The sequence below is a fragment of the Agromyces sp. NPDC058484 genome (assembly GCF_042720415.1).
GTDB lineage: Bacteria > Actinomycetota > Actinomycetes > Actinomycetales > Microbacteriaceae > Agromyces.
On sequence record NZ_JBHXMP010000008.1, the window covers coordinates 57,012 to 73,205 of the forward strand.

15 protein-coding genes are annotated in these 16,194 nt (G+C 69.9%); 14 read left to right on the forward strand and 1 reads right to left on the reverse strand.

The window, feature by feature from the left end; all coding sequences use genetic code 11:
* Positions 1-4 precede the first annotated feature (4 nt).
* From murC to ACFWN7_RS08480, 13 genes are all read left to right on the forward strand, one after another.
* Positions 5-1,408 (forward strand): UDP-N-acetylmuramate--L-alanine ligase, encoded by a 1,404-nt coding sequence (gene murC, locus ACFWN7_RS08420; RefSeq protein ID WP_376938349.1) that lies wholly within the window; start codon positions 5-7, stop codon positions 1,406-1,408.
* 205 nt (positions 1,409-1,613) lie between these two features.
* The gene (locus ACFWN7_RS08425) at positions 1,614-2,429 is read left to right on the forward strand and encodes an FtsQ-type POTRA domain-containing protein (RefSeq protein WP_376938350.1); all 816 of its coding nucleotides are present in this window, start codon (positions 1,614-1,616) and stop codon (positions 2,427-2,429) included.
* 177 nt (positions 2,430-2,606) lie between these two features.
* Entirely contained in the window at positions 2,607-3,800 is a 1,194-nt protein-coding gene (ftsZ, locus tag ACFWN7_RS08430; protein ID WP_376938352.1) for a cell division protein FtsZ, read from the forward strand.
* Positions 3,801-3,831: 31 nt separating this feature from the next.
* Complete coding sequence (locus tag ACFWN7_RS08435) at positions 3,832-4,503, forward strand: YggS family pyridoxal phosphate-dependent enzyme (RefSeq protein WP_376938353.1); 672 nt, start codon at positions 3,832-3,834, stop codon at positions 4,501-4,503.
* Between the two features lie 33 nt (positions 4,504-4,536).
* Positions 4,537-5,010, forward strand: coding sequence for a cell division protein SepF (locus tag ACFWN7_RS08440; RefSeq protein ID WP_376938355.1), 474 nt, complete (start codon positions 4,537-4,539; stop codon positions 5,008-5,010).
* A gap of 6 nt (positions 5,011-5,016) precedes the next feature.
* Entirely contained in the window at positions 5,017-5,334 is a 318-nt protein-coding gene (locus ACFWN7_RS08445) for a YggT family protein (RefSeq protein WP_376938356.1), read from the forward strand.
* A gap of 116 nt (positions 5,335-5,450) precedes the next feature.
* Positions 5,451-6,149, forward strand: coding sequence for a DivIVA domain-containing protein (locus tag ACFWN7_RS08450; protein ID WP_376938357.1), 699 nt, complete (start codon positions 5,451-5,453; stop codon positions 6,147-6,149).
* Positions 6,139-6,720, forward strand: coding sequence for a signal peptidase II (gene lspA, locus ACFWN7_RS08455; protein ID WP_376938358.1), 582 nt, complete (start codon positions 6,139-6,141; stop codon positions 6,718-6,720). The genes ACFWN7_RS08450 and lspA overlap by 11 nt, the downstream gene beginning before the upstream one ends.
* Positions 6,721-6,722: 2 nt before the next feature.
* Complete coding sequence (locus tag ACFWN7_RS08460) at positions 6,723-7,643, forward strand: RluA family pseudouridine synthase (protein WP_376938359.1); 921 nt, start codon at positions 6,723-6,725, stop codon at positions 7,641-7,643.
* A gap of 78 nt (positions 7,644-7,721) precedes the next feature.
* Positions 7,722-11,252, forward strand: a complete 3,531-nt coding sequence (gene dnaE, locus ACFWN7_RS08465; protein WP_376938360.1) for a DNA polymerase III subunit alpha — start codon at positions 7,722-7,724, stop codon at positions 11,250-11,252.
* 46 nt (positions 11,253-11,298) lie between these two features.
* On the forward strand, positions 11,299-12,606 hold the full coding sequence (hisD, locus tag ACFWN7_RS08470; protein ID WP_376938361.1) for a histidinol dehydrogenase: 1,308 nt from the start codon (positions 11,299-11,301) through the stop codon (positions 12,604-12,606).
* Positions 12,607-12,662: 56 nt separating this feature from the next.
* On the forward strand, positions 12,663-13,136 hold the full coding sequence (gene nrdR / locus ACFWN7_RS08475; RefSeq protein WP_376938363.1) for a transcriptional regulator NrdR: 474 nt from the start codon (positions 12,663-12,665) through the stop codon (positions 13,134-13,136).
* 42 nt (positions 13,137-13,178) lie between these two features.
* Positions 13,179-14,246, forward strand: coding sequence for a quinone-dependent dihydroorotate dehydrogenase (locus ACFWN7_RS08480; protein ID WP_376938364.1), 1,068 nt, complete (start codon positions 13,179-13,181; stop codon positions 14,244-14,246).
* A 38-nt stretch (positions 14,247-14,284) separates the two neighbouring features.
* Here ACFWN7_RS08480 and ACFWN7_RS08485 read toward each other — a convergent pair whose 3' ends face one another.
* Positions 14,285-15,343, reverse strand: coding sequence for an App1 family protein (locus ACFWN7_RS08485; protein WP_376938365.1), 1,059 nt, complete (start codon positions 15,341-15,343; stop codon positions 14,285-14,287).
* A gap of 111 nt (positions 15,344-15,454) precedes the next feature.
* Between ACFWN7_RS08485 and ACFWN7_RS08490 the strand changes: the two genes are divergently transcribed.
* Positions 15,455-16,117, forward strand: coding sequence for a TetR family transcriptional regulator (locus ACFWN7_RS08490; RefSeq protein WP_376938366.1), 663 nt, complete (start codon positions 15,455-15,457; stop codon positions 16,115-16,117).
* Positions 16,118-16,194 lie beyond the last annotated feature (77 nt).

Consider the following 16,194-nt stretch of genomic DNA (forward strand, 5'->3'; position numbering starts at 1 on the left):
GCACGTGACCATCAAGCCCGACCTCACCGTCCAGATCCCCGTCGAGCTCGGCGCCGTGCACTTCGTCGGCATCGGGGGGTCGGGCATGAGCGGCATCGCGCGCCTCTTCCTCGGCGCGGGCCACCGAGTGACGGGCTCCGACGTGCGCGACTCCGGCAACGTCGCGGCGCTGCGGGCGCTCGGCGCCGACGTCGCGATCGGCCACGACGCGGCGAACCTCGCCGACGACATCGACACGGTCGTCGTGACCGGTGCGCTGTGGCAGGACAACCCCGAGTACCGGCTCGCGCTCGAGCGCGGGCTGCCGGTGCTGCATCGCTCGCAGGCGCTCGCGGCGGTCATCGCCGGGCAACGGCTCGTCTCGGTGGCGGGCGCGCATGGCAAGACCACCTCGACGGGCATGATCATCACGGGCCTGCTCGCGCTCGGCGAGGACCCGAGCTTCGTGAACGGCGGCGTGATCGAGGAGCTCGGGGTCTCGGCGGCGGCGGGCGAGGGCGAGCTGTTCGTCGTCGAGGCCGACGAGTCCGACGGCTCGTTCCTGTTCTACGACACGGCGGTCGCCCTCGTCACGAACGTCGACCCCGACCACCTCGACCACTACGGCTCGCGCGAGGCCTTCGAGCAGGCGTTCGTCGACTTCGCCGACCGGGCCCGCGAACTCGTCGTGATCTCGTCGGACGACGCGGGGGCGATGCGCGTGACCGAGCGGCTGTCGCACGAGCGCGTGGTCACGTTCGGCGAGGCCCCGGATGCCGCGGTGCGGGTGCATTCCATCGACACCGACGGTCCCGTCTCCTTCACCGTCGTCTACGAGGGCGTCGAGCATCGGGCGACGTTGCGGATCCCCGGGCGGCACAACGCCATCAACGCCGCCGGCGCGTTCGCGGTGCTCGTCGGGCTCGGCTTCGACCCCGCGGCATCCCTCGCCGGCATCGCCCGGTTCGCCGGCACGGGGCGCCGCTTCGAACTGCACGGCACCGTCGGCGGCGTGAGCGTCTACGACGACTATGCGCACCACCCGACCGAGGTCGCTGCCGCACTGGCGGCGGCGCGCACGGTCGTCGGCGAGGGCCGCATCATCGCGGTGCATCAACCGCACACCTACAGCCGCACCCGGGCATTCGCGCAGGAGTTCGCCGACGTGCTCGAGCAGTACGCCGATGAGACCGTCGTCCTCGACGTGTACGGTGCCCGCGAGGACCCGATTCCCGGTGTGACCGGCGCGCTGGTCAGCGAGCGGTTCTCCGACACGTCGCACGTCGCGTTCGTGCCCGACTGGCAGGAGGCGGCCGACCACACCGCCCGCATCGCCCGGAACGGCGACTTCGTGATCACCCTCGGCTGCGGCGACGTCTACCGTATCGTGCCGCAGCTGCTCGGATCGCTCGAGCGGGAGCGCGGATGAGGGTGCATCCGGCGTGAAGCGCCCGCAGGGTTTCGACCGGTCGCCGACGCCGCGCGTGCGGCGAGAGGCGGTCGGGGCGACGCCGTCGACGGCGGCTTCGGTGCCCCCTACGTCGCCCCCGCCGCGAGAGCCGTACGCACTTCCCGCGTCGGTCTCCTCTGCTCGAACGACGTTGTCGGACCGCGTCGGTACCGAGCCGATCACGGTGATCGACGTCGACGCCGACGCCGACGGCGACGAGGCCGCATCCGTCGACCCGCGAGCTTCCAGGCGGGCGCTCCGGGCGGCGGCACGGGATCGCCGCCGGTACGAGCGGCAGGAGGTGCGACGTTTCACGACGCGCTCGCGTCGACGGCGCATCACGTGGGCCGTCGTCGTGGGTTCGATCGTCGCACTCGTTTCGGTGGTCGCGGTGGGCGCGTATTCGCCGCTCATGGCCCTGCGCGAGGTGCGCGTCGAGGGCGCTGAGCGCGTTCCGGCCGCGGAGGTGCAGGCGGCGTTCGCCGAGGTCATCGGCACGCCGCTGCCGCTCATCGACCCGGCAGAGGTGCGCACGGCGCTCGAGGCGTTCACGCTGATCGAGACGTATGCGACCGAGACCATCCCTCCGGGGACCCTCGTGGTCCGCATCGTCGAGCGGACCCCGGTCGGTGTCGTCGACACCGGGTCGGGACTCGAACTCGTGGATGCGGCGGGCGTCGTGATCGACCGGCCCGCGGAGCGACCCGACGGTCAGCCGCTCATCGAGGTCGACGGCGGCGTCGCCGCGGAGGGCTTCCGCGCGGTCGCCGCCGTGGTGCGCAGCCTCCCCGCCGACGTGCGGGCGCAGCTGACCCGGGCGACGGCTGCCACGGCCGATGACGTGCGGCTGGAACTCGCGGGCGGTGCGAGCGTCGTGTGGGGGAATGCCGAGGATTCGACGCTCAAGGCCGACGTGCTGGCCGCTCTCATGAGTGCAGTGCCGCCCGACGACGTCTCGTCCTACGACGTCTCGGCGCCGATGAGCCCCGTCTGGAAGTGATCGGGGCGATCCGACCCGAAACACGACCTCTCGCCGCCCGCCGTTCGCGACACGCGGCGTGGCGTGCGGCGGAGCGGGCAGCGGCGCCCCTACCTTCGAATCAGGAATTGCATACTCGGCAAAACATTAACCTTCGACCAGAAGTTTAAGGTTCAGAGTCCGCACGGAAGGCCGGTCATGTCGACAAACCAGAACTACCTCGCCGTCATCAAGGTCGTCGGCATCGGCGGCGGCGGTGTCAACGCCGTCAATCGGATGATCGAGCTCGGCCTCCGCGGCGTCGAGTTCATCGCGATCAACACCGACGCGCAGGCGCTGCTGATGAGCGACGCCGACGTCAAGCTCGACGTCGGCCGCGACCTCACGCGCGGCCTCGGCGCGGGCGCCGACCCCGAGGTAGGCCGCCGAGCGGCCGAGGACCACGCCGAGGAGATCGAGGAGGCCCTCGCGGGTGCCGACATGGTCTTCGTCACCGCGGGCGAGGGCGGCGGCACGGGCACGGGAGGCGCGCCCGTCGTGGCCCGCATCGCGAAGTCGATCGGCGCGCTCACCATCGGTGTGGTGACCAAGCCCTTCGGGTTCGAGGGCAAGCGCCGGCAGACCCAGGCCGAACAGGGCGTCGCGCGGCTGAAGGAAGAGGTCGACACCCTCATCGTGGTGCCGAACGATCGGCTCCTCGAGATCAGCGACCGCGGCATCTCGATGCTCGAGGCGTTCGCCACCGCCGACCAGGTGCTCCTCGCCGGTGTGCAGGGCATCACCGACCTCATCACGACCCCCGGCCTGATCAACCTCGACTTCGCGGACGTCAAGTCCGTCATGCAGGGCGCCGGCTCCGCGCTCATGGGCATCGGCTCCTCCCGCGGCGCGGACCGGTCGATCAAGGCGGCCGAACTCGCCGTCGCGAGTCCGTTGCTCGAGGCGTCCATCGACGGCGCGCACGGCGTGCTCCTCTCGATCCAGGGCGGATCGAACCTCGGCATCTTCGAGATCAACGACGCCGCCCGCCTCGTGCAGGAGGCCGTGCATCCCGAGGCGAACATCATCTTCGGAGCCGTCATCGACGACACGCTGGGCGACGAGGTGCGGGTCACCGTCATCGCCGCGGGCTTCGACGGCGGGGAGCCCAATGCCAAGCCTCAACCGGCCGAGGTGAGACGCACGAACTTCGTGCCCGCGGCAGTCGGAGCGAGCGTCGGGGCATCCGCTCTGAGCAGCGAGACGGTCGACGTCATCGGCGAGATCGACATCGACGAACTCGTCGAGACGGCGAACTGGGGTGAGGCCCCGCCGGCGGCCGACCAGATCGTCTCGGATCCCGCGTTCGGAGACGACGGCGACGACCTCGACATCCCCGACTTCCTGAAGTGACACCATGCGTGCCGGTCGAGAGAGGGCGCCGATGAGCGCCCTCGCCGACCGACTCGCGGCGGTGCAGGGGAGCATCGCGGATGCCGCGCGCGACGCCGGCCGCAGTCCCTCCGAGATCACGACCATCGTCGTGACGAAGTTCCAGCCCGCGACCCTCGTCGCCGAGCTCGCATCGCTCGGCGTGCGCGACGTGGGAGAGAACCGGCATCAGGAGGCGCAGGCGAAAGCCGCCGCTCTGGCGGAGCTCGAACTCAGGTGGCATTTCGTCGGACAGCTCCAGAGCAAGAAGGCCCGTCAGGTGCGCGCATACGCCACCGCGATCCACTCCCTCGATCGACCGGCCCTCGTCGACGCGCTGCGATCGGACGAGGCATCCGTCGACTGCTTCGTCCAGGTGAATCTCACCGATGACCCCGGTCGCGGCGGCGTCGCGCCCGACGGCCTCGATGCCCTGGTGGAACACGTGCTCGAGGCGCCGGGACTCCGCCTGCGCGGCCTCATGGCGGTGGCGCCGCTCGGGGAGCCGGCACGGCCTGCGTTCGGACGGGTCCGCCTCCTCTCGGAGCGCATCCGTGCGCTCGCACCGGAGGCGACCGATCTGTCCATCGGGATGTCATACGACTTTCGCGAGGCGATTCTGGAGGGTGCGACACACCTCCGGATCGGCACCGCAATCACCGGGAATCGGCCGGACGCCGGTTAGCCTCGAAGAGACGGAACACAGACGGAGGCAGCGATGTCGAACCCGCTCAAGAAGACCATGGTCTACCTCGGCCTCGCCGATGAGGAACTCGAGCACGAGGCCCCGCAAACGGCACCGGCACCCGCGGCACCGATCGTGCACGCCGCTCCGGCCCCGAAGACCGGCGCCGCCGTGACGCCGCTCCGAAAGCAGCATGTCCAACCGAGCACCCCGCAGGTGGAAATGAACGAGATCCTCACCGTGCACCCGCGTCAGTACCGCGACGCCCAGGTGATCGCCGAGTCCTTCCGCGAGGGCGTGCCGGTGATCATCAACCTCTCGCAGATGTCCGATGGCGATGCCCGTCGGCTCATCGACTTCGCGAGCGGTCTCTCTCAGGGCCTCTACGGCAAGATCGAGCGTGTCACGAACAAGGTGTTCCTGCTCTCGCCCGCGCACGTCGTCGTCTCCGGCGAGGCAGGCGAAGCCGAGGGCGACGTGGACGCGTCGTTCTTCACGCACGCCTGACCGCCCGTGGGCGCACTCGCGGTCGTCTGGAACGTCCTCTACACCCTGCTGCTCATCTACTTCTTCGTGATGTGGGCGCGTTTCGTGCTCGACCTCGTGCGCACGTTCAACCGCACATGGCGCCCACGGGGCGCCTGGCTCGTCATCGTCGAGGTGATCTACAGCGTCACGGATCCGCCCGTGCGCTTCTTCCGGCGGCTCGTACCGCCGATCCGCATCGGCCAGGTCGCACTCGACCTCGGGTGGAGCCTGGCCATGCTGCTCGTCATCGTCGCCATGACCGTGGTGTCCTGGCTGGCGGCCGGAGCTGCGGCATCCGGCTGACGATCTCCTGCCGGGGTGGCGGGCCGTGACGTTCGGCACTGCGGACGCGTGGAGGTCTTTGCTACCGTTAGCAGAACGTGATCGAACAGTTCGACAGATTCGAGGGATGGGAAGCCATGGCGCTAACTCCGGAAGATGTGGTCAACAAGCGCTTCCAGGCGACGAAGTTCCGGGAGGGCTACGACCAGGACGAGGTCGATGACTTCCTCGACGAGGTCGTCGTCGAGCTGCGCCGGCTGAACCAGGAGAACGACGAACTGCGTCAGCGGCTCTCCGCGGCCGAGGCGCGCGCCGCAGAGGCAGGCAAGGGCGCTCCCGCAGCGCCGGCTCCTGCCGCGGTCTACGCCGAGCCGGCCGCCCCGCCGCCCACCGTGGCGGTTCCCGCCCAGCCGGCTGCGGCGCAGGCGCCCGCGCAGTCGCAGTCCGAACTCGACGAGCAGACGTCGACGACGAACCTCCTGCAGCTCGCCCGCCGACTGCACGAGGAACATGTGCGCGAGGGCATCGAGAAGCGCGACGCGCTCATCGCCGAGGGCCACGCCACGGCGGCGCGGGTCGTCGCCGAGGCCGAGGCGAAGCAGCGCGCGCAGATGGGCATCCTCGACCAGGAGCGCCTGGCGCTCGAGAAGCGCGTCGACGAGCTTCGCGTCTTCGAGCGCGAGTATCGCCAGAAGCTGAAGAGCTACATCGAGGGCCAGTTGCGTGAACTCGACACCTCCGCGCCTGTCCAGGTCTCGGGCAACCAGGGATTCTCGTCGCCCGTGAGTGCGTCCGACCAGGCCCCGGCACCGACCTTCCAGGGCTTTGGCGGCTGAGCGGGCCGCACGGGTCGGCACCACCACCGCACTGCTCATCCTGGTCGTCGGCGCCGTCGTGGTCTACGGCCTCGACCAGCTGAGCAAGTTCATCGTCGTCACGAACCTCGCCGAGGGGGAGGTCGTGCCGGTGCTCGGCAACGTGCTGCAGTGGCAGTTCGTGCGGAATCCCGGCGCGGCCTTCTCCCTCGCGAGCGGCATGACGTGGATCTTCACCATCCTCGCGGCGGCCGTGATCACCTTCATCGTGTGGTTCGCCCGCCGCATCCGGTCGATCGCGTGGGCACTCGTGTTCGGCCTGTTGCTCGGCGGCGTGCTCGGCAACCTCACCGACCGCCTGCTCCGCGAGCCGAGCTTCGGACTCGGCCACGTCATCGACTTCGTCTCGACACCGTGGCTCATTCCCGCGATCTACAACGTTGCCGACATGGCGATCGTCTCGAGCATGGTGCTCTTCATGATTCTCACGATCCGCGGCGTCGGTCTCGACGGCACGCGCGATTCGAAGCGAGTGGATGCCGCGGAGGGCGCCACGGCGGGTGGCGCCGGGGCCGCCGCGCCCGGGTCCTGAGCATGGAGCATCGCTCGTTCCCCGTGCCCGACGGGCTCGACGGCGTGCGAGTCGACCAGGGGCTCGCGAAGCTCCTGGGATTCTCGCGCACCATGGCGGCGGAGATCGCGTCGGCCGGCGGGGCCGTGCTCGACGGGGCATCCGTCGACAAGTCCGACCGGCTCCGCGGCGGGGCCTGGCTCGAGGTGAGCTGGGAGCCGCCGCGTTCGCTCGAGGTGGAGGCGATCCCGGTGCCCGACCTCGGCATCGTTCACGACGACGACGACCTCGTGGTGGTCGACAAGCCGGCCGGCGTGGCCGCGCACCCGTCGATCGGCTGGGAGGGGCCGACGGTGGTCGGCGCCCTCGCCGCAGCGGGCTTGCGCATCTCGACGTCGGGGGCGCCCGAGCGGCAGGGGGTCGTGCACCGTCTCGACGCGGGCACGAGCGGCCTCATGGTCGTCGCGAAGTCCGAGCGCGCGTACACCGAACTGAAGCGTCAGTTCCACGACCGCGAGGTGGAGAAGATCTACCACACGGTCGTGCAGGGCCACCCCGATCCGCTGGCCGGCACGATCGACGCACCGGTCGGCCGCCACCCGCGGTCGGAGTGGAAGTTCGCGGTCGTCGCGGGGGGCAAGCACGCGGTCACCCACTACGAGACGATCGAAGCCTTCCCGTACGCCTCGCTCCTCGAGGTGCATCTCGAGACAGGCCGGACGCACCAGATCCGCGTGCACATGGCGGCGCAGAGGCATCCGTGCGCGGGCGATGCCATGTACGGCGCCGACCCCACGCTCTCGGCACGGCTGGGACTCACCCGACAGTGGCTGCACGCCAAGGAGCTCTCGCTGACGCATCCGGCGACCGGGGAATGGACGACGTTCGAGTCGGTCTACCCCGCCGATCTCGCCGCCGCCCTCGAACTGCTGCGAGGCGATTGACGCGCGCTGCCGGTCGGCGCCGCGGACGGTCGGTCGCCGTAGACTTCGAAGACCCCGAACCGAACCTGCATCACCCCGATGAGGAGCCCAGTGGCCGCCGATTCCTTCGTCCACCTGCATGTGCACAGCGAGTACTCGATGCTCGACGGCGCGGCCCGGGTCGGGGAGCTCATCCAGAAGGCGAAGGACGAGGGCATGCCCGCGGTCGCGGTGACCGACCACGGCAACGTGTTCGGCGCCTACGACTTCTGGAAGCAGGCGACGGATGCCGGGATCAAGCCGATCATCGGCACCGAGGCGTACATCACACCGGGCACCCACCGCAGCGACAAGACCCGCGTGCGCTGGGGCGACGGCGGCGGCGACGATGTCTCGGGCTCGGGTGCCTACACCCACATGACGCTGCTCTCCGAGACGACCGAGGGCATGCACAACCTGTTCCGCCTCTCGAGCCGCGCCTCGATCGAGGGGTACTACTTCAAGCCGCGCATGGACCGGGAGCTGCTCCAGACCTATTCGAAGGGCCTCATCGCCACGACCGGATGCCCCTCGGGCGAGGTGCAGACGCGCCTCCGGCTGGGCCAGTACGACGAGGCCGTGAAGGCCGCATCCGAGTTCCGCGACCTCTTCGGCAAGGAGAACTACTTCGCCGAGATCATGGATCACGGGCTCGGCATCGAACGCCGCATCATGGACGACCTGCTGCGCCTCGCCAAGCACCTCGACCTGCCCCTCGTCGCAACCAACGACCTGCATTACACGCACGCGCACGACGCGAAGAGCCACGCGGCGCTCCTCTGCGTGCAGTCGGCGTCGACGCTCGACGACCCGAACCGCTTCAAGTTCGACTCCGACGATTTCTACCTGAAGTCGGCCGCGGAGATGCGGCACGTCTTCCGCGACCACCCCGAGGCCTGCGACAACACCCTCCTCATCGCCGAGCGCGCCGACGTCCGGTTCAACACGAGCGCGAACTACATGCCCCGCTTCCCGGTGCCCGAGGGCGAGAGCGAGGAGAGCTGGTTCGTCAAGGAGGTCGAACGGGGCCTGCACGTGCGATACCCGAACGGCATCCCCGACGACGTGCGCAGGCAGGCCGAGTACGAGGTCGGCGTCATCTCGCAGATGGGCTTCCCCGGGTACTTCCTCGTCGTCGCCGACTTCATCAACTGGTCGAAGGACAACGGCATCCGCGTGGGTCCGGGTCGCGGGTCGGGCGCCGGCTCGATGGCGGCCTACGCGATGAAGATCACCGACCTCGATCCGCTGCAGCACGGCCTCATCTTCGAGCGGTTCCTGAACCCCGACCGCGTCTCGATGCCCGACTTCGACGTCGACTTCGACGAGCGTCGCCGCGGCGAGGTCATCCGGTACGTGACCGAGAAGTACGGCGACGAGCGCGTCGCCCAGATCGTGACGTACGGCACCATCAAGGCGAAGCAGGCGCTCAAGGACTCGAGCCGCGTGCTCGGCTTCCCGTTCGGCATGGGGGAGAAGCTCACGAAGGCGATGCCGCCCGCCATCATGGGCAAGGACATCCCGCTCTCGGGCATCCTCGATTCGGCACACCCGCGCTACAAGGAGGCGGGCGACATCCGCGCCCTCATCGAGACCGACGCCGAGGCGAAGACGGTCTTCGATACGGCGCTCGGGCTCGAGAACCTGAAACGGCAGTGGGGCGTGCACGCCGCGGGCGTCATCATGTCGAGCGACCCCCTCATCGACATCATCCCGATCATGAAGCGGGAACAAGACGGCCAGATCGTCACTCAGTTCGACTACCCGGCGTGCGAGTCGCTCGGACTCATCAAGATGGACTTCCTGGGGTTGCGCAACCTCACGATCATCGACGACGCGCTCGACAACATCGAGGCGAACCGCGGGTTCCGGCCGGTGCTCGAAGACCTCGCGCTCGACGACGCCGGCGCGTACGAACTCCTCGGCAAAGGCGACACGCTCGGGGTGTTCCAGCTCGACGGCGGGCCGATGCGGTCGCTCCTGCGGCAGATGAAGCCAGACAACTTCGAGGACATCTCGGCCGTCATCGCGCTGTACCGTCCGGGGCCGATGGGCGCGAACTCGCACATCAATTACGCCCTTCGCAAGAACGGCTTGCAGCCGATCACTCCGATCCACCCCGAGCTCGAGGAGCCGCTGCGCGACATCCTCGACACGAGCTACGGCCTGATCATCTATCAGGAGCAGGTCATGGCGATCGCCCAGCGGGTCGCCGGATTCTCGCTCGGTCAGGCCGACATCCTGCGTCGCGCGATGGGCAAGAAGAAGAAGTCCGAGCTCGACAAGCAGTACGCGGGCTTCTCGGGCGGCATGAAGGCGAACGGCTTCTCGGATGCCGCGGTCAAGACCCTCTGGGACATCCTGCTGCCGTTCTCCGACTACGCGTTCAACAAGGCGCACTCCGCCGCGTACGGGGTGCTCAGCTACTGGACGGCGTACCTGAAGGCGCATTATCCGGCCGAGTACATGGCGGCGCTCCTCACGAGCGTGGGCGACGCCCGCGACAAGCTCGCGCTCTACCTCAACGAGTGCCGGCGCATGGGCATCAAGGTGCTGCCGCCCGACGTGAACGAGTCGATCGGGTTCTTCGCTGCCGTCGGCGACGACATCCGATTCGGACTCGGCGCGGTGCGCAACGTCGGCTTCAACGTCGTCGACGCGATCCGGGCCGCGCGCGAGGCGAAGGGCCGGTTCGAGTCGTTCCACGACTTCCTGAAGAAGGCGCCGATCCAGGTCGCGAACAAGCGCACCGTCGAGTCGCTCGTCAAGGCCGGCGCGTTCGACTCGCTCGGGCACACCCGTCGCTCCCTCGTCGAGATCCACGAGGGCGCCGTCGAGTCGGCCGTGAAGGAGAAGCGGGCCGAGGAGGTCGGCGACGTCGGGTTCGACTTCGACAGCCTCTTCGAAGACCACGAGCGGCACGCGGCACCGTCGCTCGTGCCCGACCGGCCCGAGTGGGCCAAGCGCGACAAGCTCGCGTTCGAACGCGAGATGCTCGGCCTCTACGTCTCAGACCATCCGCTCGCCGGCCTCGAGGTGCCGCTGGCGAAGCACGCGTCGACGTCGATCACCGAACTCATGTCGTCGGATGCCACGCAAGACGGCGACACCGTCACGATCGCCGGGCTCGTCACGAGCGTGCAGCACCGCGTCGCCCGCCAGAGCGGCAACCAGTACGGCATGATCCAGGTCGAGGACTTCTCGGGCGAGATCACGGTCATGTTCATGGGCAAGGCGTACCAGGAGTTCGCGCCCGGCCTGAAGGGCGACTCCATCGTCGTCGTACGGGGCCGCGTCAGCCTGCGCGACGACGGCATGAACCTGCACGCCTACAGCGTGTTCGCGCCCGAGCTCGGCCAGGGCGACGAGTCGGGGCCCGTGGTCATCTCGCTGCCCGACGTGCGTGCGACGACCGACACCATCTCGGAACTCGGCGACGTGCTCATCCGCCATCGCGGCGACACCGAGGTGCGGCTGCGGCTCGTGAAGGGGCGCACGGCCCGCGTCTTCGAGTTGCCGTATCCCGTGCGGGTGACCGCCGATCTCTACGGCGAGCTGAAGAGCCTGCTCGGACCGAACTGCCTCGTGTGACAAGCGACGGGATGACGCGGCGACGCCTCGGTAGGCTGTAACGGCCATGCTGCGAACCATCGACCTCCGCGGAACCCGCCCGGCTTCGACCGAGCTGCTCGCCCTCGTCCCGCGCGCCGCGACGGACGTCTCCGCCGCCCTCGACGGCGCCCGCACCCTCGTCGACGATGTGCGCGAGCGTGGTGAGGCTGCCCTGCTCGACCAGGCCGAGCGGTTCGACCGGGTGCGTCCGGCCGCGGTGCGCGTGCCTGCGGCCGAACTCGCAGATGCGCTCGAAGATCTCGCACCCGACATCCGCGCTGCGATCGAGGCCACGATCGCCCGGGTGCGCGCGGCCAGCAGTGCCCAAGTTCCCGCACCAGAGCGCACCGTGCTCGCCGACGGGGCCGTGGTCGAACAGCGTTGGCAGCCGGTCGCGCGCGTCGGCCTGTACGTGCCGGGCGGCAAGGCCGTCTACCCGTCGAGCGTGGTCATGAACGTCGTGCCTGCGCAGGTCGCCGGCGTGCGCTCGATCGCCCTCGCCTCGCCGCCGCAGGCGGCGTTCGGCGGGCGTGTGCACCCGGTCGTGGCGGGCGTCGCCGCCCTGCTGGGCGTCACCGAGGTCTACGCGATGGGCGGCGCCGGCGCGATCGGCGCCTTCGCGTACGGCGTGCCGGGCATCGGCCTCGACCCCGTGCAGCGAGTCACCGGGCCCGGCAACGTCCACGTGGCGGCCGCCAAACGGCTCGTACAGGGGGTGACCGGCATCGACGCCGAGGCGGGCCCCACCGACATCCTCGTGATCGCCGACGACTCGGCCGACGCGGACTTCATCGCGGCCGACCTGGTGAGTCAGGCCGAGCACGACGAGCTCGCGGCATCCGTGCTTGTCACCGACTCACCCGAGCTCGCCGCGAGGGTCCTCGAGCGCCTCGAGGCCCGCGTCGCCGCGACCAAGCACACGGTTCGCGTCCGCGCGGCCGTCGGGGGGCCGCAGTCGGCGCTCGTGCTCGTCGACGACCTCGAGCAGGCCACGGACTTCGCCAACGCGTTCGGGCCGGAGCACCTCGAGATCCAGCTGCGCGACGCCGACGCCGCGCTGGCACGCATCGAGAACGCCGGCGCGATCTTCGTCGGCGACTACTCGCCCGTGAGTCTCGGCGACTACGCCGCGGGGTCCAACCACGTGCTGCCCACCGGGGGGCAGGCGCGCCACGCGTCGGGCCTCTCGGCTGCCACGTTCCTGCGTCCGCAGCAGGTGGTGCGCTACGACGCCGAGGCGCTCCGTGAGGTCGCGCCGGTGATCGCCGCGCTCTCGGCCGCCGAAGACCTTCCCGCCCACGGCGAGGCGATCACGGCGCGTTTCGACCGCTGAGCACGCCCACGCCGCGCCGACGGCCGCGCTCGACGCCCCGCTAGGCTGAGAGCACCATGCACTGTCCGTTCTGTCGTCACCCGGATTCCCGCGTCATCGACTCCCGCACGAGCGACGACGGGCTCTCGATCCGGCGTCGCCGGCAGTGCCCCGAGTGCCTGCGGCGCTTCTCCACCACCGAGACGGCGAGCCTCGCCGTGATCAAGCGCAGCGGCGTCATCGAGCCGTTCAGCCGCGAGAAGGTCGTCGCCGGCGTGAAGAAGGCCTGCCAGGGTCGCCCGGTGACCGATTCCGACCTCGCGGTGCTCGCGCAGAAGGTGGAGGAGACCATCCGCTCGACGGGCGCGTCGCAGATCGAGGCGAACGACATCGGCCTCGCGATCCTGCCGCCGCTGCGCGAGCTCGACGAGGTCGCGTACCTCCGCTTCGCGAGCGTGTACCAGGCGTTCGAGTCGCTCGACGACTTCGAGTCCGCGATCGGGCTTCTCCGGGCCGAGCACGGAAGGCTGCCCGTCCGTCCCGTCGAGTGAGCGACCCGGCACCGCGCCGCGCTCCGATAGCCTGAGTCCTGCATGTATCGACTTCTCTTCTCCCTCGTCTTCTCGCACATGGACCCCGAGGACGCCCATCACCTCGCGTTCCGCGTCATCCGGATGCTGCCGGCACTGGGGTTCGGGCGTCTCGTCGAGCGTTTCACCGCGCCCGACCGATCGCTCGAGGTGCAGGCGCTCGGGCTCCGCTTCCCGTCGCCGTTCGGCGTCGCAGCGGGCTTCGACAAGGACGCGTTCGTGGTCCGCGGGCTGGGTCAGCTCGGTTTCGGCCACGTCGAGGTCGGCACGATCACCGCGAACGCGCAGCCGGGCAACGAACGCCCGAGACTGTTCCGGCTCGTCCGCGACCGTGCGCTCGTGAACCGCATGGGCTTCAACAACGGCGGCGCGGATGCCGCGGTCGGCCGTCTCTCGCGACTCGCCCGCCGTACCCGCCGGCCGGTCCTCGGCGTCAACATCGGCAAGAGCCGGGCGACCCCGGTGGAGGAGGCCATCGCCGACTACGAGCGCAGCGCGCGCGTGCTCTCGCCGTACGCCGACTACCTCGTGGTGAACGTGAGCTCGCCGAACACGCCCGGCCTTCGCGGGCTGCAGGAGCTCGATGCGCTCGCACCGCTGCTCGAGGCCGTCCGCGCCCAGGCGGGCGCGACGCCCCTGCTCGTGAAGATCGCCCCCGACCTCGCCGACGACGAGATCGTTCGGATCTGCGAGCTCGCCACCCGGCTCGGCCTCGACGGCATCATCGCGACGAACACGACCGTCTCGCGTGAGGGCCTGGCGGCGCCGGCATCCGTCATCGAGGCGATCGGCGCCGGCGGTCTTTCGGGCGCCCCCCTCGCCGGTCGGTCGCTCGACGTGCTTCGCATCGTGCGGGCCCACGTTCCCGCCGGGCTCTGCGTGATCTCGGTGGGCGGTGTCGAGACGGCCGTCGATGTGCAGGATCGCCTCGACCATGGTGCGACGCTCGTGCAGGGCTACTCGGCGTTCATCTACCGGGGGCCGCTCTGGGCGCGGCAGGTCAATCGAGGGCTCGCGCGCATCCGCCGGTCACGTGAGGCGACGGGCGAGGCGGCGCGGGTCCCAACCTGACCCGTCGGCTCGGTCGACCGGTCGGCCGCGGCGGGCGGTCAGAGCACGCCGACGTCGCCGAGTCGATCGGCGAGGGTCGCCCCGTCACTGGCCGAGACCCACGGCACGTCTGCGCCGTGCTGCTCGGCCTTGGTGCGACCGCCCGCGAGCACCGCCTCACCGGTGGAGAGTCGGCGGATGGCAACGGCGGCGACTCGATCGGGATGCTCCGCGGCGAAGCGGGCGTAGATCTCCTCGTCGTGCTGCCCGTCGTCGCCGACCAGCAGCCAGCGCACGTTGGGGAACTCACCGGCGACGCGGCGGAGGTTCTCCTCCTTGTGGTCGCGACCGCTGCGGAACCAGCGGTCGTGCGTGGGACCCCAGTCGGTGAGGAGCAGCGGGCCGGCCGGGTAGAGGTTGCGGGAGAGGAAACGGGTCAGCGTCGGCGCGACGTTCCACGCTCCCGTGGAGAGGTAGATGACCGCGGCCCCGGGGTTCGCCCGTACCAGGCGCTCGAAGAGCACCGCCATGCCCGGCGTGGGGATGCGCGCATGCTCGTCGAGCACGAACGTGTTCCAGAAGGCGACGAACGGTCGGGGAAGGGCGGTCACCATCACCGTGTCATCGACGTCGGAGATGATTCCGAAATGCACGTCGGGCCCCACGATCCAGATGGGGGCCTCGACGGTCTCGGAACCAGCCGTTCGCAGCGTCACCCGATGCCACCCGGGTGCGAGGGCGACCGGGATCTTCGTGTCGACGACGCCGCCGCGGTCGGCGAGCACCTCGATGCGCTCGTCGCCGATCTCGATGACGACGGGAACGTCGCCGACGGGCACGCTCGTGAAGCTCCGCCATCCGCGGATTCCCTGCTCGCGACGGCGGCGTCGACGCTTCGACGGCTCGTCGGCGGCGATCGGACGGCTGAGCAGCACGCGGCAGAACACACGAACCCACTCCGTCGACCCGTAGCCGGTGTACGGCACCACGGTCGGCACGTGTCCGCGGCGTCTCGCCCAGCGTTCGCGGACGTCGTGGACCCAGTCTTCGATACGCGCGGCGCGATGCCGGACCTGGCGCTCTCGGGATCCGGTCGGGGTGGGGGAGCTCGCCGGCATCCCCCCAGTCTGTCATGCGCGCATCACCGGACGCGCCGGGTCACGGCCCGTCGTGGTCGGAAACGGCTGGGCCGCCGGGTAGAGTGGACCCGGCAAACGAGGGAGGGTTCCGTGCCGAATGTCGACCTGATCCTGGGGGCCGATCAGAGCCGGAGTCGCTCGATCCGTACCGAGCCGACGCAGCGCCGCAGCACGCAGCGCCTCGACGCGCTGCTCGACGCCGCGGCCGACATCGTCGACGACAAGGGCTTCGAGCGACTCACGACGCAGATGGTCGCAGAGCGGGCGGGCGCATCGATCGGCACGGTGTACCGTTACTTCCCCGACCGCGTCGCGGTGCTGAACGCGCTTCGCGAGCGCTCGATCCGGCGCTTTCGAGAGCGCGTGGCCGACGACATGGAGGGCGCCGACCTCTCCACGTGGTGGGACGTCATCGACATCGCACTCGACGCGGGCGCAGCCATGTACCGCGACGAACCCGGATTCACCGTCGTGCACTTCGGCGGACGCGAGACCGCCGAGGAAGATGTCGAGCCCGAGTTCGCGCACCGCATGGCGCAGCTCATCGAGGCGGAGTTCGACGTCGATTCCGACGCGGCCGAACTCCGGTTCCGGCTCGGCGTGGCCATCGAGCTCGGCGATGCCCTCATCAGCCGCGCGTTCGAGCGCGACGCCGACGGAGACGCGCGATACCTCACCGAGTCGAAGCGACTCGTGCACGCCTACCTCGCCGAGCATCTCGGCGAGGCGCGGGCCGCGAGCACGGCGGCCTGACGACGCACCACCCCTCGCATTGCCACGCGAAGGGAATGGTGTTTGGCTGGAATCCGTTGTTCCGCGTGACCACCCGA